Origin of the sequence: Azotobacter chroococcum (assembly GCF_002220155.1) — a bacterium.
Lineage (GTDB): Bacteria > Pseudomonadota > Gammaproteobacteria > Pseudomonadales > Pseudomonadaceae > Azotobacter > Azotobacter chroococcum.
Genome location: NZ_CP011835.1, coordinates 3,780,955 through 3,801,680 on the forward strand (window position 1 = coordinate 3,780,955; position 20,726 = coordinate 3,801,680).

The 20,726-nt window shown below is 64.8% G+C and carries 27 protein-coding genes; 24 read left to right on the forward strand and 3 right to left on the reverse strand.

Annotated elements, in window-relative coordinates:
* The first annotated feature begins 51 nt into the window (after positions 1-51).
* The 9 genes from yiaY to ACG10_RS17645 all read left to right on the forward strand — a co-directional run bounded on the left by yiaY (position 52) and on the right by ACG10_RS17645 (position 7,755).
* Positions 52-1,200, forward strand: coding sequence for an L-threonine dehydrogenase (gene yiaY, locus ACG10_RS17610; RefSeq protein WP_089169211.1), 1,149 nt, complete (start codon positions 52-54; stop codon positions 1,198-1,200).
* 211 nt (positions 1,201-1,411) lie between these two features.
* On the forward strand, positions 1,412-2,440 hold the full coding sequence (gene adhP / locus ACG10_RS17615; protein WP_089169212.1) for an alcohol dehydrogenase AdhP: 1,029 nt from the start codon (positions 1,412-1,414) through the stop codon (positions 2,438-2,440).
* A gap of 88 nt (positions 2,441-2,528) precedes the next feature.
* On the forward strand, positions 2,529-3,359 hold the full coding sequence (locus ACG10_RS17620) for a M90 family metallopeptidase (protein ID WP_039805936.1): 831 nt from the start codon (positions 2,529-2,531) through the stop codon (positions 3,357-3,359).
* A gap of 76 nt (positions 3,360-3,435) precedes the next feature.
* Positions 3,436-3,963 carry an inorganic diphosphatase gene (ppa, locus tag ACG10_RS17625; RefSeq protein ID WP_039805937.1) on the forward strand — a complete coding sequence of 176 codons (528 nt, stop codon included), beginning with the start codon at positions 3,436-3,438 and terminating at the stop codon, positions 3,961-3,963.
* A 204-nt stretch (positions 3,964-4,167) separates the two neighbouring features.
* Positions 4,168-5,403, forward strand: a complete 1,236-nt coding sequence (locus tag ACG10_RS17630; protein ID WP_089169213.1) for a tyrosine-type recombinase/integrase — start codon at positions 4,168-4,170, stop codon at positions 5,401-5,403.
* Between the two features lie 102 nt (positions 5,404-5,505).
* On the forward strand, positions 5,506-6,345 hold the full coding sequence (locus ACG10_RS23845) for a DUF6387 family protein (protein ID WP_157731478.1): 840 nt from the start codon (positions 5,506-5,508) through the stop codon (positions 6,343-6,345).
* 135 nt (positions 6,346-6,480) lie between these two features.
* Positions 6,481-6,687, forward strand: a complete 207-nt coding sequence (locus ACG10_RS17635; RefSeq protein ID WP_089169214.1) for a helix-turn-helix transcriptional regulator — start codon at positions 6,481-6,483, stop codon at positions 6,685-6,687.
* A 1-nt stretch (position 6,688) separates the two neighbouring features.
* Positions 6,689-7,072, forward strand: coding sequence for a hypothetical protein (locus ACG10_RS17640; RefSeq protein WP_089169215.1), 384 nt, complete (start codon positions 6,689-6,691; stop codon positions 7,070-7,072).
* The gene (locus ACG10_RS17645; RefSeq protein WP_089169216.1) at positions 7,069-7,755 is read left to right on the forward strand and encodes a KilA-N domain-containing protein; all 687 of its coding nucleotides are present in this window, start codon (positions 7,069-7,071) and stop codon (positions 7,753-7,755) included. Before ACG10_RS17640 ends, ACG10_RS17645 begins: the two co-directional genes overlap by 4 nt.
* A gap of 100 nt (positions 7,756-7,855) precedes the next feature.
* Here ACG10_RS17645 and ACG10_RS17650 read toward each other — a convergent pair whose 3' ends face one another.
* Positions 7,856-8,107 carry a BrnA antitoxin family protein gene (locus tag ACG10_RS17650; RefSeq protein ID WP_089169217.1) on the reverse strand — a complete coding sequence of 84 codons (252 nt, stop codon included), beginning with the start codon at positions 8,105-8,107 and terminating at the stop codon, positions 7,856-7,858.
* Between the two features lie 383 nt (positions 8,108-8,490).
* Between ACG10_RS17650 and ACG10_RS24160 the strand changes: the two genes are divergently transcribed.
* From ACG10_RS24160 to ACG10_RS17710, 13 genes are all read left to right on the forward strand, one after another.
* Positions 8,491-8,664, forward strand: a complete 174-nt coding sequence (locus tag ACG10_RS24160) for a hypothetical protein (protein WP_198318966.1) — start codon at positions 8,491-8,493, stop codon at positions 8,662-8,664.
* On the forward strand, positions 8,661-8,855 hold the full coding sequence (locus tag ACG10_RS17655; protein ID WP_089169218.1) for a hypothetical protein: 195 nt from the start codon (positions 8,661-8,663) through the stop codon (positions 8,853-8,855). Before ACG10_RS24160 ends, ACG10_RS17655 begins: the two co-directional genes overlap by 4 nt.
* Positions 8,852-9,148 carry a hypothetical protein gene (locus ACG10_RS17660; protein WP_089169219.1) on the forward strand — a complete coding sequence of 99 codons (297 nt, stop codon included), beginning with the start codon at positions 8,852-8,854 and terminating at the stop codon, positions 9,146-9,148. Before ACG10_RS17655 ends, ACG10_RS17660 begins: the two co-directional genes overlap by 4 nt.
* A complete protein-coding gene (locus ACG10_RS17665) occupies positions 9,145-9,519 on the forward strand; it encodes a hypothetical protein (protein ID WP_089169220.1) in 375 nt (124 codons plus the stop codon). Before ACG10_RS17660 ends, ACG10_RS17665 begins: the two co-directional genes overlap by 4 nt.
* A gap of 3 nt (positions 9,520-9,522) precedes the next feature.
* Positions 9,523-9,774, forward strand: coding sequence for a hypothetical protein (locus ACG10_RS17670; protein ID WP_089169221.1), 252 nt, complete (start codon positions 9,523-9,525; stop codon positions 9,772-9,774).
* Complete coding sequence (locus ACG10_RS17675; RefSeq protein ID WP_089169222.1) at positions 9,771-9,977, forward strand: hypothetical protein; 207 nt, start codon at positions 9,771-9,773, stop codon at positions 9,975-9,977. Before ACG10_RS17670 ends, ACG10_RS17675 begins: the two co-directional genes overlap by 4 nt.
* On the forward strand, positions 9,974-10,852 hold the full coding sequence (locus tag ACG10_RS17680) for a toprim domain-containing protein (protein ID WP_089169223.1): 879 nt from the start codon (positions 9,974-9,976) through the stop codon (positions 10,850-10,852). The genes ACG10_RS17675 and ACG10_RS17680 overlap by 4 nt, the downstream gene beginning before the upstream one ends.
* A gap of 17 nt (positions 10,853-10,869) precedes the next feature.
* Entirely contained in the window at positions 10,870-12,549 is a 1,680-nt protein-coding gene (locus tag ACG10_RS17685) for a YfjI family protein (RefSeq protein WP_089169934.1), read from the forward strand.
* Positions 12,546-12,869, forward strand: coding sequence for a hypothetical protein (locus ACG10_RS17690; RefSeq protein ID WP_089169224.1), 324 nt, complete (start codon positions 12,546-12,548; stop codon positions 12,867-12,869). The genes ACG10_RS17685 and ACG10_RS17690 overlap by 4 nt, the downstream gene beginning before the upstream one ends.
* A gap of 51 nt (positions 12,870-12,920) precedes the next feature.
* Positions 12,921-13,550 carry a hypothetical protein gene (locus ACG10_RS17695; RefSeq protein ID WP_232487138.1) on the forward strand — a complete coding sequence of 210 codons (630 nt, stop codon included), beginning with the start codon at positions 12,921-12,923 and terminating at the stop codon, positions 13,548-13,550.
* A gap of 117 nt (positions 13,551-13,667) precedes the next feature.
* Complete coding sequence (locus ACG10_RS24540; RefSeq protein WP_089169226.1) at positions 13,668-14,612, forward strand: hypothetical protein; 945 nt, start codon at positions 13,668-13,670, stop codon at positions 14,610-14,612.
* Positions 14,613-15,247: 635 nt separating this feature from the next.
* On the forward strand, positions 15,248-16,228 hold the full coding sequence (locus ACG10_RS17705; RefSeq protein ID WP_089166808.1) for an IS5 family transposase: 981 nt from the start codon (positions 15,248-15,250) through the stop codon (positions 16,226-16,228).
* A gap of 877 nt (positions 16,229-17,105) precedes the next feature.
* Positions 17,106-17,471 carry a hypothetical protein gene (locus ACG10_RS17710; RefSeq protein ID WP_232487139.1) on the forward strand — a complete coding sequence of 122 codons (366 nt, stop codon included), beginning with the start codon at positions 17,106-17,108 and terminating at the stop codon, positions 17,469-17,471.
* Positions 17,472-17,647: 176 nt separating this feature from the next.
* On the opposite strand, the gene ACG10_RS23850 is transcribed toward ACG10_RS17710, so the two are convergent.
* On the reverse strand, positions 17,648-18,016 hold the full coding sequence (locus tag ACG10_RS23850; RefSeq protein WP_136888461.1) for a hypothetical protein: 369 nt from the start codon (positions 18,014-18,016) through the stop codon (positions 17,648-17,650).
* A 1,348-nt stretch (positions 18,017-19,364) separates the two neighbouring features.
* Between ACG10_RS23850 and ACG10_RS17720 the strand changes: the two genes are divergently transcribed.
* A complete protein-coding gene (locus ACG10_RS17720; RefSeq protein WP_089169228.1) occupies positions 19,365-19,577 on the forward strand; it encodes a hypothetical protein in 213 nt (70 codons plus the stop codon).
* A 340-nt stretch (positions 19,578-19,917) separates the two neighbouring features.
* Here ACG10_RS17720 and ACG10_RS23855 read toward each other — a convergent pair whose 3' ends face one another.
* Positions 19,918-20,079, reverse strand: a complete 162-nt coding sequence (locus tag ACG10_RS23855) for a hypothetical protein (RefSeq protein ID WP_157731479.1) — start codon at positions 20,077-20,079, stop codon at positions 19,918-19,920.
* A 344-nt stretch (positions 20,080-20,423) separates the two neighbouring features.
* Here ACG10_RS23855 and ACG10_RS17730 point away from each other — a divergent pair, with 344 nt between their 5' ends.
* Positions 20,424-20,639, forward strand: coding sequence for a hypothetical protein (locus ACG10_RS17730; protein ID WP_089169230.1), 216 nt, complete (start codon positions 20,424-20,426; stop codon positions 20,637-20,639).
* The last annotated feature ends 87 nt before the right edge of the window (positions 20,640-20,726 follow it).

Genomic DNA, 20,726 nt, shown 5'->3' on the forward strand with positions numbered 1-20,726 from the left:
TGGTGTGCAAGGTCGCCTTAAAAACAAGACAACAACAGAGAGGAAATCCTCATGAGCAGCACCTTCTTCATCCCTGCAGTGAACATGATGGGCATCGGCAGCCTCGACGAGGCCATGGGCGCAATCAAGAACCACGGTTTCCGCAAGGCGCTGATCGTCACCGATGCCGGCCTGGCGAAAGCCGGCGTGGCCGACAGGGTTTCCCAGTTGCTGGCCCAGCAGGATATCGACTCCGTTCTCTATGACGGCGCCAAGCCGAACCCCACCGTCAGCAACGTCGAAAACGGCCTGACCCTGCTCAAGAGCAGCGGCTGCGACTTCGTCATCTCCCTGGGCGGCGGCTCGCCCCACGACTGCGCCAAGGGCATCGCCCTGTGCGCCGCCAACGGCGGCCACATCAGCGAGTACGAGGGCGTCGACCGCTCGGCCCGCCCGCAGCTGCCGCTGGTCGCCATCAACACCACCGCCGGCACCGCCAGCGAGATGACCCGCTTCTGCATCATCACCGACGAAACCCGCCACGTGAAAATGGCCATCGTCGACCGCAACGTCACCCCGCTGCTGTCGGTCAACGACCCCTCGCTGATGGCCGCCATGCCCAAGGGCCTGACCGCCGCCACCGGCATGGACGCCCTGACCCACGCGGTCGAGGCCTACGTCTCCACCGCCGCCACGCCGATCACCGACGCCTGCGCCCTGAAGGCCGTCGAGCTGATCTCCGCCAACCTGCGCAACGCAGTGGCCAACGGCAGCGACATGACCGCCCGCGAGAACATGGCCTATGCCCAGTTCCTCGCCGGCATGGCCTTCAACAACGCCTCCCTCGGCTACGTGCACGCCATGGCGCACCAGCTGGGCGGCTTCTACGACCTGCCCCACGGCGTCTGCAACGCGGTCCTGCTGCCGCACGTGGAAAGCTTCAACGCCAGCGTCTGTCCGGACCGCCTGCGCGACGTCGCCAAGTCCATGGGCGTCGACGTCCAGGGCATGAGCGCCGAACAGGGTGCCCAGGCCGCCCTCGCGGCGATCCGCACCCTGTCCAAGGACATCGGCATCCCGGGCGGCCTCGGCGAGCTGGGTGCCAAGGCCGACGACATCCCGGTCCTGGCGGCCAACGCCCTGAAGGACGCCTGCGGCCTGACCAACCCGCGCCCGGCCGACCAGCAGCAGATCGAGGAAATCTTCCGCAACGCCTTCTAAGGCGCGCGGATCGCCCAGGCCGGCCGCCCCGCTCCGGCCGGCCCGGGCGCCCACGGACTCACCGTCACTGTGCTCCCCGCCACGGTCACCCCTCTGGTGGCGGGGGGCAACTTTTTCGCCCCCCTCCGCACTCCGTCCGCTGCCCTGGCGAGCCAGCCCGATCCGGCATTTACTGATTGGGTCACCCATCCGCTCCACGAGGGCCACCACCATGGCCAAGACGATGAAGGCTGCCGTTGTCGTCGCGTTCGGCAAGCCGCTGGAGATTCGCGAAGTACCGGTGCCCACCCCCGGCCCCGGGCAACTGCTGGTGAAGATCGCCGCCTGCGGCGTCTGCCACACCGACCTGCACGCCGCCGAAGGCGACTGGCCGGTCAAACCCAATCCCCCCTTCATTCCCGGCCACGAAGGCGTCGGCCAGGTCGTCGCCGTGGGCGCCGGCGTCAGCCACATCAAGGAAGGCGACCGGGTCGGCATTCCCTGGCTGCACTCCGCCTGCGGCCACTGCGAGCACTGCCTGGGCGGCTGGGAAACCCTCTGCCACGCGCAGAGCAACACCGGCTACTCGGTGAACGGCGGCTTCGCCGAATACGCCCTGGCCGAGGCCGAATACGCTGGCCGCCTGCCGGACAACGCCGACTTCATCGAGATCGCCCCCATCCTCTGCGCCGGGGTGACCGTCTACAAGGGCCTGAAGATGACCGACACCCGTCCCGGCCAGTGGGTGGCGATCTCCGGCGTCGGCGGCCTCGGCCACATGGCCGTGCAGTACGCCCGGGCCATGGGCCTGAACGTCGCCGCCGTGGACGTCGACGACGCCAAGCTGGAGTTCGCCCGGCGGCTTGGCGCCAGCCTCACCGTCAATGCCCGCCAGCAGGACCCGGCGGCCTTCCTGCAGCAGGAAATCGGCGGCATGCACGGCGTGCTGGTCACCGCCGTCTCGCCGAAGGCCTTCGAGCAGGCCCTGGGCATGACCCGCCGCGGCGGCACCGTCGCCCTCAACGGCCTGCCGCCCGGCGAGTTCAGCCTGTCGATCTTCGACATGGTGCTCAACGGCACCACGGTGCGCGGCTCCATCGTCGGCGCCCGCCTGGACCTGCAGGAAGCGCTGGACTTCGCCGGCCAGGGCAAGGTGCGGGCCACGGTCGCCAGCGAGCCTTTGGAAAACATCAACGACATCTTCGCCCGCATGCACAAGGGGCAGATCGAAGGCCGCATCGTCCTCGACCTCGCCGCCTGAACCTCCGGCCTGCGCCAGCCGGCGCAGGCCTTGCTCCTGGATCACGGCGCCCTTAAGGTGAGCCCTCCGTGTTCTGGAGCCTCTGCCGATGTGGTCCTTCCGCGCCTGGCGCCGCCGGCGCATCCTCGCCCGCTTCCCGGTCGATGCCGAACTCTGGCGCCAGGTCCTGGGCAGCCTGCCGATCCTCGACGGCCTGAGCGCCGAGGAGACTGGGCGGCTGCTCGAGCGCTGCGTGCTCTTCCTGCACGCCAAGCGGCTCACCGCGCTGCCGGGGGTCGAGCTGGATGGCTTCGCCCGCCTGCGCCTGGCCGCCCAGGCCGAGCTGCCGCTGCTCAACCTGCCGGAGTTCGACTGGTACCGGGGCTTCCACGAACTGGTGCTGTACCCCGACGACTTCCTCAGCCCGCAGAAGCACCGCGACGCCACCGGGGTGGTCCACGAATGGGACGCCGAGCGCAGCGGCGAGGCCTGGCACCAGGGGCCGGTGATCCTCGCCTGGCCGGGCATCGCGGCCAGCGGCGAGTGGGACGGCTACAACCTGGCGATCCACGAGCTGGCGCACAAGCTGGACATGCTCAACGGCGAGGCCAACGGCCTGCCGCCGCTGCACGCCGACATGCGCGTGCAGGACTGGGCCGCCGCCCTGCAGGCCGCCTACGACGACCTCGACGCCCGCCTGGAGGCCGACCCGGACGCCGAGACGCCGATCGATCCCTACGCCGCCGAGGACCCGGCGGAATTCTTCGCAGTGACCAGCGAGTACTTCTTCAGCGCCCCCGACCTGCTCGTCGAGGCCTACCCGGCGGTCTATGACCAATTGGCGACCTTCTACCGCCAGGACCCGCTGGCACGATTGCGCCGCCTGCAGGTCGAAGATCCCCAGTACCGCGCGGCGGCCGAGCCTGCAACCAAGGGCTGAGCCGGCCGTCATGGCAAGCGCACGGAAATCTACCTATAATCCCGGCCACTTTTTGGCCTTCCCTGAGAGTCAATCCATGAGCTACAGCAAGATCCCCGCGGGCAAAGACCTGCCGAACGACATCTACGTCGCGATCGAGATCCCGGCCAATCACGCGCCCATCAAGTACGAGATCGACAAGGACAGCGACTGCCTGTTCGTCGACCGCTTCATGGCGACTCCGATGTTCTACCCGGCCAACTACGGCTACATCCCCAACACCCTGGCCGACGACGGCGACCCGCTGGACGTGCTGGTGGTGACCCCCTACCCGGTCGCCCCCGGCTCGGTGATCCGCGCCCGTCCGGTCGGCGTGCTGCACATGACCGACGAAGGCGGCGGCGACGCCAAGCTGATCGCCGTACCGCACGACAAGCTGACCGTCCTCTACCAGGACGTGAAGGAATACACCGACCTGCCGGCGCTGCTGCTGGAGCAGATCAAGCACTTCTTCGAGAACTACAAGGACCTCGAAAAGGGCAAGTGGGTGAAGGTGGAAAGCTGGGGCGACGCCGAAGCGGCTCGCGCCGAGATTCTCAAGGCGGTCGCGGCTTACCAGAAGTAAGCCAGCCTCCCCTTGGAAAAGCCGGCCACAAGCCGGCTTTTTTCATTTCCGCAGCAATTCGAGCTTTTCCGCGAACCCTAGCTAGCATGCGGGTTCCAGCCTATCATCCGTCCGTAATCGTCCGATCTTCACTGTCGCTTTCCGCGAAAAAGTGGGGGAACAAATGGGGGAACAGAATTCGTTCCCCCACCTGTGGAGTGGAGCATGGGCAAGCTGAACCCGAAGCAAGTCGAGAACCTGACGGAGCCGGGCACCTACGAAGACGGTGACGGCCTGCGCCTGATCGTGAAGGCCACCGGGAGCAAGTCGTGGGTACTGCGTTTCCAGATCAACGGCAGGCGCCGCGAGATGGGATTGGGTAGCTACCCTGAGGTGGGCTTGAAGGACGCCCGCCTGGCCGCTGGGGATCAACGTAAGCTGCTGGCTGCCGGCACCGATCCGATGGCCGCCCGCGATGCCGAACGCGAGCGCCAGCGGGAGGAACAGCGGGTCAAGGAGGCGCGCAAAGTCACCTTCGATGCGCTGGCCACCGAGTATTGGCAGGCGCATGGTTCGTCCTGGTCGGAGAAGTGGCGGGCCGGCTGGCTGCGAAAGCTGGAGCTGTACGCCTTTCCCGTCGTCGGCAGGATGCCGACCTGCGACATCGAAACGGAACACGTCCTGCGCGTGCTGCGCCCCATCTGGACGGAGAAGACTCGCACCGCCGACGAGGTGCGCGGACAGATCGAACAGGTATTGGACGCGGCCAAGTCCCGCCGCCTGCGCGATGGCGACAACCCGGCCCGCTGGCGTGGGCACTTGGCAAACCTGCTGGGCAAGACCGAGAAGCGCAAGGCCCGCCAGCGCCAGCACTTCACCGCGATGGCGTGGCGCGATGTGCCGGCACTGATGACCGCGCTTGCCGGGATCGACAGCCACACCGCCGCAGCGGCCCGCCTGCTGATCCTGACCGGCGCCAGATCGCACATGGTCCGCTTCGCCGCCTGGTCGGAGTTCGACCTAGAGGCCGGCGTCTGGTCGCTGCCTGCCGAGCGAATGAAGATGCGCCAGGCATTCGCCATTCCCCTCGCCCCGGAAGTGGTCGAGCTGCTGGAGAACATCCCGCGAATCGACGACAGCCCCTATCTGTTCCCCGGCCAGGGCAAGTCCGGCGTCATGCACGCCAACGCGATCCGCAATCTACTGCATGGCCTCGGGCACGACGACGTGACCCGCCACGGCTTCCGGTCGAGCTTCCGCGACTGGGCAAACGAGCGCACCCACTACCCGCGGGAGGTCTGCGAGCTGGCGCTCGCCCACGATGAGCGCGACCAGACCGAGGGCGCCTATTCCCGGTCGGACTTCATCGAGAAGCGCCGCGCCCTGATGGCCGAATGGGCGAAGTTCATCACCACACCGCCAGCGGAAAACGTCATTCAAGGCGACTTCAAACGCGCCTGATCGAGTTACCGGCTGGCCTAGGGTCGCCCCCGAAAAGCGGACTTCCCACCCGCCTGACCAGCCGATCTATTCAAGAAGTGGGAGCGCCTGGGAGGGCGTGATATGGCGAAGATTGACCGAGTGGAAGAGCTGCCAGAGTGGTTCAACTTGGAGAAATACCAAGAAGCTGAATCGTTCGGTGCGCCTGAATGGCACTATGAACTATCTAGACGGAGCCAATTATTTAACATTGGCCAGAGGTATAAATCTAACCCAAGCAAAATAGGAGAAGCAGAGACTTCTATGTTTAAAAGGCACGCCGAGTACGTGCGACAAAATCCCATTGGAATTATGAAATTTGATTCCGCCGATCTAGAACTTGAATTTATGCCCGTAAAAAGCATTCGCACATTTGATCTGAGAATGCAGGCGCATAGGGATGAAAGAGCAAAAAAACATGGCCTGTGTCATCCAAGCATGGCTGCCCGCTGGGCTGCCATTGGAGATCCAACATATTCAATAAAGTCAGCAGTCGAAGTAACAGACCTACCTATTGAGATCGACTTTTATGACTCCCGGCCCCCGTCAGCTGTTGTAAAAGTTGATCTATCTGCATCAGATACAAAGCTCAAAGCGGCGTTTGAGGTCTGGCTAAAGGCAGCTAGAAAAAACCAAAAAACTGTCACTACGAAGCTTCGCAAGCCGCTCTATGCCCGCTGGGTACGTTATGGATTGCTGCCCTATCTAGACCTACTGATTTGGGCGATGGAAACCAACATACATATTCCAGATCGCGTAATGTCCGCAGCTATAAGCCGCTATGACGCCGGAGAGGCAAATCTACGTAAGACCATTGCCCCTTTAGCGGCTGACATCATGCGCGACTTATCAGAGCTTGAAACATTTGCCTTCCTCGAAACAGCAACCAGAACGCTAGCCAAGCTAGAAACTGTTACGGACTGAAAACTTCCGGAAGCTTTTCTAGCCTAAAGTTTCCGGAAACTTTCGACAACTGAAACTCGGATCGAAATCACTCGCCCCGCTGTATCAAATAGCCATCGTCCGCCCCGCACCGGGGCATGCCTAGAGGTATCGACGATGGCCAAAGCCGTTCAACAACCCCGCTGTATCTGGCGCTTGCCGACCGTGAAGGAGCGCACCGGCCTGGGGCGCACCACGATTTACGATCTGATGAAGGATGGCCGCTTCCCGAAGAACCGGCGCATCGCTGGCGCCCATGCGGTCGGCTGGGATTCGCTGGAGGTAGAGGCGTGGATCGCCGAGCAGCTTGGCAAGGTGGCCTGAAATGAAAAAGGCGACCCGTCCCGAAGAACAAAGCCGCCTGCTGCAAGGCCAGTCTATCACCACCAGCGCCAGCCCCGCCGAGCTGCAGGACAAGGCGCCGACCAAGATCGCCCGTGTGCTGGCCTACCTGCTGGCGCCGTGCAACTCGCTGAACCGCTTCGAGGCCGAACTCCTGGGCGATCACTGCCTCAACTCGACCATTGCCAAGCTGGCGCACAGCTACGGCCTGGAGTTCCAGCGCCAGCCGGAGAAGGTGCCAAACCGCTGGGGCGCCCCCTGCGATGTGACCCGCTACAGCCTGCCGGAGAGCCAGCACAAGCATGCCCGTACCGTGCTGGCGCTGCTGAACAAGCCGGCTAGGGGCCGCAAGGAGGCGGCGGCATGAGCGCACGCATCATCCCCTTCGACTACGAAGGCCAGCCGGTACGGTTCAACGCCGATGGCTGGCTCCATGCGACCGAGATCGCCGAGAGGTTCGGCAAGCACCTGCGCAACTGGCTCGACAGCGCCGAAACCCTGGAGTACGTCCGTGCCCTGGACGAACTCCAGCACCCTGATGATGGGCCGTCCGCAATCTCAAATGTCCGTGATTCCGGATATTTGAAGACCCGACGCGGGAACAACGGCGGAACGTGGCTTCACCCGAAGTTGGCCGTCGCGTTCGCCCGCTGGATCAGTCCGAAGTTCGCCGCCTGGTGTGACATGCAGATTGACGCCCTGCTGCGCGGTGACGGGAAGCCTTGGGCGAGCGCCAGGCGCGAGGCTGCCCTCGGCTACCGGGCCATGTGCGATGCGCTGGCGCTCCACCATGAGGCCCGTGGCAAGACGCCCCAGCGCCATCACTTCATCAACGAGGCCCGGCTTATCAACGAGACGATCACCGGGGCTTTCGCTGGCCGTAGCCGCGAGCAACTGAGCGCCGCCGAGCTGGAGCTTGTCACCCTGGTCGAACTGTGCGACACGGCGCTGATGGGCACCGGCATGCCCTACGCCGAGCGCAAGGCCAACCTGAGCCAGTACATGCAGGCGTTGCAGGGAAAGCGTCTAGCGGGAGGGCGTGCGGCATGATCGCCTCCAATGAAAAACGCGGGGCCACGGCAGATCGCCGCCCCCGCGTTGCTGGCCCGATGCGGACGGCCAGCGGATGCCCTCCTGTCGGAGCCGAGAGCTACATCAGCGTCCTGGCTGGCGAGTTCATCCGCAACCAGTCGGCCAGAGCGGCATCCATCCGGGCCTGCCAGCCGTCGCCCGTGGCGCGAAAGGCCTCCACCAGCTCGGGTGGTAACCGAACGGTGACGGAAACCTTGCCATCTGGTGGTAGCTCTACCGCCTCGCCGGCCTCCATCTGCCGCACGGACTCCACCAAGGCCTGTACAGAGTTCAGCAGATCGGTTTGGAACCGCTCCATTACCTTCTCCATGCTCGATCACCTCTTTCTGGTGGTTCATGCTGAAAGGAATGACACGGCCGAACGGCATATGCAACAACCGGGTGGCTATGGTCCCGATAGCCTGAAACCGGGGGTTGCACGCGCCAGCAGCTGGCGCTACTCTGCGCCGGTCACGGTCAATCCCGTGGCCGGGCGTCGCGGCCCGCTGGAAAACTTGGCGCACAAGCGCCCCCATCCCATTGCAGGCGCTTTTTTTGTGCCCGCAATGTCGTGTTATGGCGGCTGTGCGTGGGAGGGCTTCGGCCCTGCCGGGTTCCAAGTTTCCCGGTCCGCGAACCTGCGCACAGCTGCCACCCTAAATCGCGTCGCGGCGATTCGTGGCAGCTCCTCAATCAAACTTGGAGCTATACCCCATGAAGCACGACCCCGCCCTCAATCTGTCCGCACTCCGGCAACGCGCCAGCGCCCACCGCGCTATGGCCATGGCTGCCCTGCACGCCGACTCCTCCCTGTCCGTCCGCCTGCGCCGCTACAACGACCACATGGCCAAGGCCCGCGCCTTGGAAGCGCAGGAGGTGGCCCTGTGATCGCCGTCCAGCTGATCGACAGCACCGGGCGCGTCCTGGGCAATCTGCGTCTACCTTCCCACCTGAGCCTCGCCGATCTGGATCAGCTGGCGCTCGCTGCCGGCCACCAGCCCCTGCCCGAGCACATCGAGGAGCACACCGCCGCCAAGGCCCACCCTCAAGCCCCGAAAGCCGTGGAGGTGGCCCAGTGAGCCAGCGCACTACCCACACCACCGTCAACGCCGTGGCCGTCGCCGACGAAGCCCTGGAGCTGCTGGAGTCCACCCGCGAGCAGCTCGACACACTGGCCTCCCTGCTGCGCGCCATCTACCGGGCAACGCCTGGCGTGCTCGCCACCCTGAGCAGCCCCAGCCGCAGCGGAGCGCTCGACACCCAGTATCTCGCCGGCCTGGGCGAGCAGGCCGCGGTGGACTGGTCCGAGTACTTGGAGCAGCAGACTGAGCAACTGAAAAGCCAGCTCGACGCCGCAGGGGGTGCCCAATGACGCCCACCTGGCACAACCTCACTCGCGCCATTACCACCCGCGCCGGCCTGAGCTTCACCGGCTACACCGCCGACGAGGATCCGCGCTTCATCAACTGGGCGCCCGCCCGGGTGCCGCCCCAGCCCAACCAGTGGAACATCGAGCACCGCCTCGGCGAGTCCCTGCTCGAGGAGGTGCGCACCCTGCACGCCGTTGACGAGGTGGAGGCCTTCGAGGCGATCCAGTTCGCCCTGATGTCCCCCTACTGGAAGACCGGTGGCGCTGGCGCCGAGTGCGGCTTTGCCACGGGCCTGGCTGCGCTGGCCGTAGTCGGCATGCGAGCCCTGCGAGCGGGCGCCGAGCCCTTCGACCCCGAAGCCTTCGAGGACTGACCCATGCGTGATTTTCAACGCTGCCAACCGGCGGCGACGGGATCGGCTTGCCCGGAGAAAGGCCCGGCCCTGCAACTGACCCCGCACCACCTGGAGCTGATCCGCACCGCGCAGCAGGCGCTCCACCGTGCCACCGACCAGACCAGCACCACCGCCGAGCACGGCGCCGCACTCGCCGACTGGCAGGCCGCTGCCGAGCGGCTGGCCGTGGCGCTGATCGCCCGCCTGGAGAGCATCGAGGAGGTCCGCCCATGACCGTTGTCCCGTTCAATCGCGGCGGAGGCGAGCCGCCGCACATCGACGCCCGGAGCTTCCGCCTGCTGATAGACGCGCAGATCGAGGCCCGCGTGCTGGCCGACGAGGAAACCGACCCGCAGCGTCGCGCCGACCTGGAACGGCTGGCCGGGCAGTTGCTGGCGCTGGTCGAGCGGCTGATGCCACCGAAGGGGGCCGCATGAGTCTCGATTGCGTGACCGCCTTCCGTGACGCCCTGCAAGGCGCCTTCGGCCCGCTGGAGTGGCTGCCCGAGCCTGATGCCCAGCTCCACCGCTTCCACGTCCCCGGCGACCGCAGCGGCAGCCGCAACGGCTGGTATGTGCTGTTCCCGGACGGGCTGGCCGCTGGCGCCTTCGGCAGCTGGAAGGCTGGCGCGGTCCACCACTGGAGCAGCCGCCAGCCCACCGACCCGCAGGAAGCCGAGCAGGTGCGCCAGCGCATCGAGCAGGCCCGGCGCCAGCGAGAGGCCGAGCAGCGCCGCCGCTGGGCGGCTGCCGAAAGCTGGGCCGCCCGCTGCTGGCAGGGAGCCCGCCGCGCCGAAGCCGGCCACCCGTACCTGGTCGCCAAGGGTGTGAAGCCCCACGGCCTGCGCCAGCGCGGCGGCGAGCTGCTGGTGCCGCTGTTCCATGCCGCCCGGCTGGTGAACCTGCAACGCATCGCCCCGGACGGCGGCAAGCGCTTCCTGCCCGGCGGGCGGGTGACGGGCTGCTACTGCGCCCTGGGCCGGATCGAGGCCGGCCGGCCGCTCTACCTCTGCGAGGGCTGGGCGACCGGGGCGACGCTCCACGAGCACAGCGGCGCCGCCGTAGCCGTGGCCCTGAACGCCGGCAACCTGCTGGCGGTCGGGCAGCACCTGCGCCGCCGCTACCCGGACGCCGTGCTGATCGTGGCCGGCGACGACGACCGCCAGACCGAGGGCAACCCCGGACGCACCAAGGCCAACCATGCCGCCGGCCTGCTCGGCTGTGGCGTGGTGTTCCCGCCCTGGAGCGGGAAAGAACCCCTGTCCCTGTCCGACTTCAACGATCTTCGCCAGTGGCGAGAGGCCAACCAATGACACCGACCAATGCAACCATGCCGCCCACGGATGAGGCCGGAGCGCTCATTCCTGCGCCAACCTATCCCGAGCCGCTGCCGCTGCTGCCCAACCTGGAGGCCGCCGCGCCCTATCCGCTCGCTGCCCTGGGCGATCTGCTGGGAGGAGCTGCCGCCGCCATCATCGAAGCCGTACAGGTTCCCGATGCCCTGGCCGCTCAGTCCGTTCTGGCTGCTGCCGCCATGGCCGCCCAGCCCCACGCCAACGCCCAGCGCGCCGGCCAGTTGATCCCGCTTTCCCTGTTCGCGCTGACTGTCGCCGAGTCGGGCGACCGCAAATCGGCCGCCGATCGCCTGGCACTGCGTGCCCACCACGACCGCCAACGGGAGCTGCTGGACTCCTACAAGGCGGAGGCGAAGGCATACCGGGACAACCGGGACGCCTACCAGCGCGTGCGCGCCCTGGTGCTGGACAAGGCCAAGGGCACGCCAGAGGCCGTCGCCGCCGAGCTGGCCAGACTGGAGGAGCCTGCGCCGCCGCTGCTGCCGTTCATCCTGGCCGAAGAGCCGACCCTTGAAGGGCTGCAAAAGTCCCTGCTGAACGGCCACCCCTCGCAGGGGCTGTTCAGCGACGAGGGGGGCCAGTTCTTCGGGGGGCATGCCAGCAAGCCCGAGAACATGCTCAAGAGCGTGGCGGGCCTGTCCAAGCTGTGGGACGGGGCGCCAATCACCCGCACCCGTGCCGCCGAGGGCGAGAGCGCATCGCGCAGCGGCTGCCGCCTGAGCGCGCACCTGATGATCCAGCCCATCGTGGCGCAGGAAGTGCTGGGCAACCCGCTCATGCAGGGGCAGGGCTTCCTGGCGCGCTTCCTGATCGCCTGGCCGCAGTCGCTGGCGGGTAGCCGCTTCTACCGCGACTCGGACCCAGCCAAGGACGCCCGGCTTGGCCACTACTGGCAGCGTATGGCCAGGCTGCTGGCGCTGGCCCCGCCGCAGGATGAGCGCGGCGAGCTGGCGCCCCCGGCCCTGCCCCTGGAGCGGGAGGCGCTGGCCGCGTGGATCACCACCCATGACGCCATCGAGGCCGAGCTGGGCAAGGGCGGTGACCTTCAGGAGATCAAGCCGACCGCGGCCAAGGGCGGGGAAAACGTGCTGCGCATCGCCGGAGTGCTGGCCGTCATCGAGGAGTCCGGCGCCATCACCCGGCCCATCCTCGAGCGTGCCGCCATCCTGGTGCGCTGGTATCTGGTCGAAGCCCTGCGTCTGACCAACCCGGCCAAGGCAGAGCCGCACCTGATCCAAGCACAGCGGCTGTTCGACTGGCTGGGCGCCAATGGCTGGCAGACCTTCGAGGCGCGCACCTTGCAGCGGGAGGGTCCTCCCATCGCCCGCAAGAGCGCCAAGCAGCGCGACCAGCTGTTGGCCGTGCTGGTCGAGCACCACCACCTTTTGACCAGCGACGGTAAGCACTTCCGAATCAATCCGGCTGCGACTGCGACAACTGCGACAACTGCGACAACTGCGACAAAGCCCGCACAGCAAGGCCCGGAGGGTTGCGACACCCTTGCGACAAGCTGCGACACGCCACCCACCACTCTGCCGCTGTCGCAACCTGTCGCAACCCTGTCGCAATGCACAAAGCCAGCAAATACGGTGGCTGTCGCAGATGTCGCAAATGTCGCAGTCGCAACCCATGCAAGGTACGGGGGTGAGCTGTGACCGCCGCCGAGCTGCTGGGCATGGCCCAAGCCGAAGGGGTGGTGCTGGCGCTGTCTGGCGGACGCCTGACCTGGGAGGCCGACCACCAGCCGCCCGCCGAGCTGATGGCCGGTATCAAGGCGCACCGCCTGGAGATCGTCGCCGCCCTGCGCGCCGCCAATGATGCCCAGCCTGCCAGCAGCGAGCACCACCGCAACGCCTGGACGATCACCCGAGGCGGGAAGCCGGTCTGCACCATCTGCGGCACCCCCATGACCTATTCCGAAGCCTTGGCCGAAGCCCGCTGGCGCTGGCCGGATGCCGACATCCTGGAGAACTGACCCATGACCACGAGCCACCCACAAGCCATCCTTGCCTTGGCGAACATAGCCATGAAACCCGAGGCCACCTTGCGCACCCGGTTGATCGTCGCCCGCCGCGTGTTGCGCCGCGTCTGCGCCTACCGTGAGGCCATCCACGACGAGCGCCGCGCTCTGCGCCGCAAGGCCAACCAACTGCGCCAGCATCTGCCGTTCACCAAGCTGGCGATACACAGCCTTGAGCAGCAGGCGAGCGACTACGGCGCCGAGCAAATGGAGGCCACCCGACAGGTGCTGATGTCCTACGGGGAGGAGCTGCTCCATGACCGGGCCGGCTATCTGGCCGCCCTGGGCTTCGACGGGCTGTGCGACCTGTTGAGCGTCAACCCGGTGGAGCGGGAGCAGGTCCGCCGCGAAGGTGTGGCCGACCTGGCCGACCTGATCTTCATCCACAACCTTGAGGAAAGCGCCAGCCATCGGGGCGAGGACTTCAAGAGCGGCCCGCTGTTCGAGGCGTGTTTCGCCGCCATGGGTGAATTCATCCGCACCGCACCGGAAGGCGCGCTGCCCGATCCGTTCGGCCCTGGTGGCCCGCTGTACGGCGCCCCGGTTCGCATGGCTCAGCCGGACGGCACCGTGACCATCAAGCGCCCGGACCTGACCGCGCATGACGCCAGCGGCTCCCGTGTGGTGAAGCGGTAAACCCTGCCGGCTGCCGGTTCGAGCAACCCAAGACGGCCCGTCGCACTGACGGCGGGCCACAACTTCCCAGCAGGCGCCAGGCTGGCGCCGACCATCCCACACCCTGGAGTCGATCCCATGACAGCGAACGATTCGCCCGAGCGAACGAAACAGCGGGTTTCAGAAGAACAACGCCGCCGCGTGCTGGACCTGCGCCGCCGGATGTCGCTGCGCCAGGTGGCCACCGCCACCGGCTTGCCGCTGGGCACGGTGAAGACCCTTGTTTCACGCTCCGGCGCCTTCCGCGACAACCTAGAGCACCGGGCCTTCTTCACCCTGCCCCCATTCCGCCCCAGCGCCAGCACGAACCTGAGCACACGCGCCGCACCGCCGCAGAGGACCATAACCGGCGACAAGGAGGTTGATGCCCTGCTGTGGCTGCGCGAGTGCATAGAGACGGGGGACGAGGCGCTGATCGGCCTCGCCCTGGAAGCATCGAAGCGAATCGCCACGCCCCACAAGGAGCTGGACCAGCGCTTCCGGGAATGGGAGTGGAAGCCGTACCGGCTCGGCCTGAAGCCGGGCATTCCGCCCTTCCGCTTCCATGGGCTTCACGAGCTGGAGGGGCTGGCCAGGGACTCGCTGGCGCTGGCGAAGGATCGCGCCGAGGCCGCCGGACGCTTCGGCAACGTCAATGCGGACACCGATCAAGAGCACTGGTGTTGCGTGGTGCTCGCCGGCCTTGAGCCGGACGGCATGGGCCTCTACGACGATGCCAAGGCCGCCGAGCGCTTCAAGGCCCACCCCGAGCAGCTACCGCACACCCTGGCCGACTGCCTGCATGAGCTGGACTACTGGCATGACCTGTGGCGCCTGCGCCGGGCCTGTCCCGAGTCGCCTGGCGCCTATACCTACGAAGGACCGAGCGAGGCGAGCGCTCGGCGCTTCTTCGTCGAGGGCCTGCTGGCGGAGATTCGCCCCCGCAACCGCGACGAGGCAAAGGCCGTGCTGCGCCATGCCACCGCGCACCAGCGACTCGAAGGCGCCACGGGCGACGCCATCCTGGAGAACCTGATCGGCTGACCCGAGCGCATCGGCTGGCGCGCTCGCCGCGGTGGCCAGCACCGGTCAGGCGTCACGCACCGTCACGACGAGTCACGCACTACTCAGCGGGCACAAAATTGTGCCCGTGGGGCTGTCATGACTGCGCGGCCTGAATGTGTCGGCTGGATTGGCAGCCTTGGAACGTTACTTCACCGTTACACGGCCGCTGCCGAACTGTTGCACATCCGTTGAACGTCCGCTGAGCGGACGTTGAGCATTCGACGAGCAGACGGCGACTGTTCGACTAGTCGTCGGCGAGCTGCTGGCGCCTGGCCGATCACCTGAGAGGGTGCCCTGATCCGGGGCACCCTTGCCCAGCACCACCCCAAGCCGGCGGCACCGCCATGGTCTGCCATGCCTTCGAGTGAGCCAGACCAGCACCGAGCCAGGCATCGCCAAGGCGCTGCTCGGCACTGGCGTAAAACGCTACCTCGCCGTTACTTCACCGTTACACGACCGATACCCTACCGTTGTGCATCCGTTGATGCGTCGCACTACATGTGCGGAAGATGACGAGATACTGATTCTCGGCAGCCACACAAATGCTAAGGAAACCCTGAAGAAGACTTTCTGAATCTGGTGAAATACGCCGATCCCGTTGCCCGAGTTTCCCGATGAAGCAGATGACCTTTGCCGATGCCGAGTACGCCGGCAAGCGCAAGCAGACCCGTAAGGAGTTGTTCCTGATCGAGATGGATCAGGTGGTGCCGTGGTCTGGGCTGATCGCCCTGATCGAGCCGCATTACCCGAAGGGTGAAGGCGGTCGTCCGGCGTATCCGCTGATGGCGATGCTGCGCGTGCATCTGATGCAGAACTGGTTCGGTTACAGCGATCCTGCGATGGAGGAGGCGCTGTACGAGACCACTCTCCTGCGCCAGTTTGCCGGATTGAGCCTGGAGCGTATCCCTGACGAAACCACCATCCTCAACTTCCGTCGTCTGCTGGAGAAGCATGAGCTGGCGGCTGGGATTCTGGCGGTGATCAATGGCTACCTGGGTGACCGGGGCCTGTCGCTGCGCCAGGGCACCATCGTCGATGCCACGCTGATCCATGCGCCGAGCTCGACCAAGAACCAGGACGGCAAGCGCGACCCCGAGATGCACCAGACGAAGAAGGGCAACCAGTACTACTTCGGCGCGAAAGCGCACATCGGTGCCGACGATGAATCGGGCCTGGTGCACAGCGTGGTGGTCACGGCGGCCAATGTGGCAGATGTCACCCAAGTCGACCAACTGCTGCATGGCGAGGAAAACGTGGTCTGTGCCGATGCCGGTTATACCGGGGTCGAAAAGCGCCCCGAGCATGAAGGTCGTCAGGTCATCTGGCAGGTCGCGGCTCGGCGCAGTACCTACAAGAAACATGGCAAGCGCAGCGTGCTCTACCAGCAGATCCGCAAGATCGAGAGAGCCAAGGCGCAGGTACGAGCGAAGGTCGAGCATCCGTTCCGGGTGATCAAGCGCCAGTTCGGTTACGTGAAGGTACGCTTCCGGGGCCTGGCCAAGAACACCGCGCAGTTGGTGACGCTTTTCGCGCTGTCGAACCTGTGGATGGCGCGCCGACATTTACTGGCGAATGCAGGAGAGGTGCGCCTGTAATGCGGGAAACGGTCGCTGCGACGTGCTCGCGGTGGCTAAAAAACGCAGAAACGAGCGGGTGATCCGATCGTTTTTGATCGATTCTCCGCTTTCAAAGTCGGCGGGGGCTGAAGTCAGCCAGAAATACATGACTACTTCAGACCATCCCTAAGCAAGTCCTACTGTGTTGGATGGCTATTCTTGCATCTTCAACTCAGGGAAGGAGACGCTTTAATGGCTACTCTGTATACATTTGTATGCACTGAAAGCGGCAAATTGACATGGCGTCGTGGGAGTTCTTTATTCACGCGCGCCATGGAGGATGGCAGTATAAAAAAGTGGATTCTGCCAATTCTAAATAATGATGAAGAATGCAAGATTATTGGGAATTTGGCGCTGCCTCGGATCTATCAGACGCAAAAATCTAGATAATTGTTTCGAGACTCGGTTGCTGGAGATGATTGTCGCTCTGCTCTGGTAGCTGGAGAGCTATCGGCGAAATCTGCCGGTAAGCGCCCTGGTGGCTGGCCAGTCGAGCCGATGCCGACCTGGCTCCCTGTCGAGCAATACGCGCGCGCGAGACGGAGCGATTCGTTCTCCCTACCAGCTGTGCCACCAAGACGCACGCAAGCCAGCACCGCCCCGCCGTCATGGCCGGTATGGGAGGCAGGAGGCGAGCGCTTCAAGCGGTATGAGGCCGGTATCGTCCGTATCGAGGTATTCACTTGAAGCCGCACCAGCCGCTGCCCCTGGCGCTTTTCGGGAACTCCAAAAGAAGAAGACCAGCGGGCCGCTCGAACGGGCGGTGGCTCTGCCGGCTATGCCACTCAGCCAAGACCGGTGGGAGGATGGCGGCTTCGGTAATGGTCGGCTTCGTGTGCAGTGATGCGTCAGCGCTATGCTGGGATACCGGCAGTACGTACCGACCCGCTTTTCCAGCTGCGGCCCGCACCAGTCGGGCAGTACAGGGCAGGTTCTGGAACCTCCAAGATGGAGGACTAGAGGCAGCCAGCAGGTCAACAAGCGCGACCGGGCTTCGGGTAGCTCGTGGGAGCTGTGCCGCGCCCTGGGCTGCCAGGAGGGGTTCCTGATCCGCCCTGCCGAGCTGATCCGCAAGCCCAAGGGCATGCACTGGCGGACGTTCGGGCAGAAGATCGAGCAGCTCAAGCGAGTGGATGCCCGTGCCCTGGAGGATGCCGCTGCCATGCTCGCCAGCATCGAACGCGGCGTGAAGATTGCCGAGGTGGCTCTGTCGCACTGCTGATTGGGGCAATGCCTTGGTGGCCGGCGCCCGCGAAACTACCGGCTTCAGTCGAGACTACCGGGATTGGTAGTTTCGATGGCACCGCCTGACTCGTAACTTTAACTGGCTGGTCGTGGATAATGATCAGTGCGCTGGCAACAAATTTGGAGGAGTATCACTCGCTACTTGGGGAAAGCTCATATACGACAGATGCGCCCTCCGACAAAAGCCACTAACAAGGAAAGAAGGCCAGCTAGTAGGCCGGAAAATGCAAAAGACCTTGCTTTCGGATTATCTTTATAGTCTGGATGATTCCAATTCGTAGCGACCTTTAATCCAAGCCAACCAATCATGGCAGCAGGCGTTCCAGAGATATTGAGCGCTACTAATATGGTGAAGAACAATCGCTCCATTGCTCCCGTGAGCCAAGGCGGGACGCGCTTGGGATTGTCGAGGAGCAAGGGCTTTTCCCCGAGAGCCATCTTTTTCCGAAGAGCCCAAAGGAAGTACTCGACAATAAAGTGGCCAAGGAGCAGCGAAAACAAAAGCCCAAACACCCAGCTCATAATTCCTCCACAAACTAAAGTCTTTATTGAACAGCATACGCTCGATAAGCTGCCAAGCAGGATAAACAAGAGCATACGCGCGATAATATGCCTGCTCTATTCGGTTCGACTGCTCTGAAAATATGCCTTCCATAGGCGGTATGGCCCATGCCGACCAGTATTGAATTTAGACGCCCATGCGTGAAAAACCACACGGCTTTCATCAAGCGCAGCACGTTGCACCTGCCGAGCTTCACGCTGATAGCCGCACGCCTCACCAACCGGCGAGCGCACTATGCTCGACCACCTGACTCACCGCACGCTGCCGCCCGGCAACTGCTGTCGCAGATGAAGGATTGACCTAGCTCGTCAAGGATGGAGGGCAGCACCAGACTGGCACTGGGCCGAGCACAGCTAAGGCAGTGACAGGCCCCCCGCCACGGGTCCTTCCAATCCCCGCCACCCCTGCGGGTAATTCGAGCCCCGACTCTGGACTACATACGGGCGATCTGCCGCCGGCCTGTTTCCGGTTCCGGTTTTGCCTGGAAGCCGCGCCAGCAGTCGCACAGAGGCCGATGGCCATGCGGAAACGACCGGACATAGCCAGCAGGGAGGGGGAGGCTCGAAACTTTCAGCCCTTGCGCGCCTAGACCGCGCCCTGAAGTCTTTTTTCACGCCCGCGAAATTAAAAATTCGGGAGTTGGCCGATGGCAGGCCACCGCGAAAGGCGCAGGCGCAGCCGGGGGGACCCTGGCACTCCTCCCACCCCCGCGGGGAAGGCGTCGAGCCGCGCGGTAACCGACAATTTTTCGATTTTTCGGATGCTCCACCACAACCCTTTCTTCGATCCGCTGGAGGCCGCGCAGCCTCTGGCTTCCAGACGTTTGACAGGGGTGGGCAGGGTGAGCATTTGCCGAAAGTCAATGTACAAGAGGATCACCACTCGCGAATCGCTGGAAGCCGCGCCGCTGCTGGGCTGACGCCGATCCGCTGGCTTGTGTGGCTTGTACATCGGTGCTTAGCTGTCTGCGCGCGGGGCTGACTGTCCGCAGATCGGACTTTGAGCCGCCCCCGGCGCCAGTACATATCCGGAAAGTCGGGAATGATCGCCGGCCAATCCGGGGCGGGCATCCAGTTTGCCGCTGGCCGATCTGCTGCGCCAGTGCTGGCGAGTCGACTGAGCATCGCCAAGGCCGCGCTTGGCAACGGGCCCACTGTCAAGACAGTGACCAGCACCGGACGTTAAGCATTAGAGCCCGTTACCGTAACTGCTAACCGTCAAACGATCCCGGATTAATGCGGGCTTTTCATTACCTTGTCATGCGGGACATGGCAGTTTGGCGCGCCCAAAAACCTAGAGATCCGCTGAATGGCCAAAACTTGGCGCATCACGCTCGACGGGCAGTCCTACAACATTACCCACTCAGAGCTGCTGACCGACCACCTGGGACAGTGGTCGCTACATCTATCGTATGGTAGAGAGATCATCAAAACTCTGTGCGGCTCCTATCAACACCTGCGCGAGCTGTTCGACCAGTGCAAGGCTGTCGGTATCCACTGCGAGCGCAACAGCGTGGATTGACCTGCTTCGCTCGCAAGAGCAGTACGCCGGATATGGGAAAACACCCCATGCAAGCCGCCTGTAAAGCGCGTTTACAGTCCTGCCCGGCTTTGCGAAAACCAACCCAATGGATGAGGCCGGCACGGTAAGAACACGGTAAGGCCGGAGGGGTGGCCATGATGACCACACCCCAAGGCATCCCCGCGTAAAGCCGGGGAAATCCCGGAATAGCACGCGCCAGCTGATCCGGTAGCCGATGGCCTGGCCTGATCCTGTTCGCGTCTGGTGCTGGCGCTGGTGGCCGATGGGAGGGGGTGGGTTGAAACTTCGAGGCTCGCCGCGCCGGAAACCGCCCGATCCCTCACGTGTAGAAAATCTCCCCGTTAACGGAAGTCGTTAACTTAACTGTTAACAGGGAGGGAATCGCCGCCCTGGTGCTGGCGCTGGTTTCCATCGAGGTTTCCACGCAGGTTGCCAGCAAAACAGCGGCAACCGTCACGCACCCTTCACGCAGGATCGCCACGCACCGGCCCGCCTTGGTGCTGCCCTGAGTGGCGAGAGCGCCACACTGAGGCAGGCCCGCCAGCAGGAGGCGGATGGTCTGGTTCTGGACCATGCCAGGAGGGGCGCGGACATTGGCCGGAAGCTCGGCTGATCTACTCGGCCCGTGTGCGTGTGGGACTGGCTGAAGGGGGGCGATTTACCCCCCTTGCGAAACAACCCGCCCCGCGTGCTCGTGGGGCTGGCTGCGCTCCCCGCTGGCCGATCACCGGAAGGGCGCCCCGATCTGAGGCCCTCATGCCGAGCAGTACGCGCACGCGAGGGGCTGGCACACTACGCCGACAGACCATCAGCGAGGCCAGCACCATGACCGCCATTCAGCGGGACTACCTGGACGACTACGACCGCCAGCGCAAGCCAGCGCCATTCCCCCGCGACCTGGCCGCCGCCATCGCACGCAAGGCCGAAGCCATGGCCCGCCGTTTCGAGGAGCAGGCCGCCGCGCAGTTGGTGAGGGACGCCCAGCGCGCCCTGCGCCGCGGGCAGTCACCGGAGAGCATCGCGCAAGAGCTGGGGCTGTGAGACTGCTGGCGATCGATTGCGCCGCCCGCTGTCGCCCTGCTGTGGTCGCTGGAGAGCTACCGGCGAAATCTGCCGGCTACTGTATTA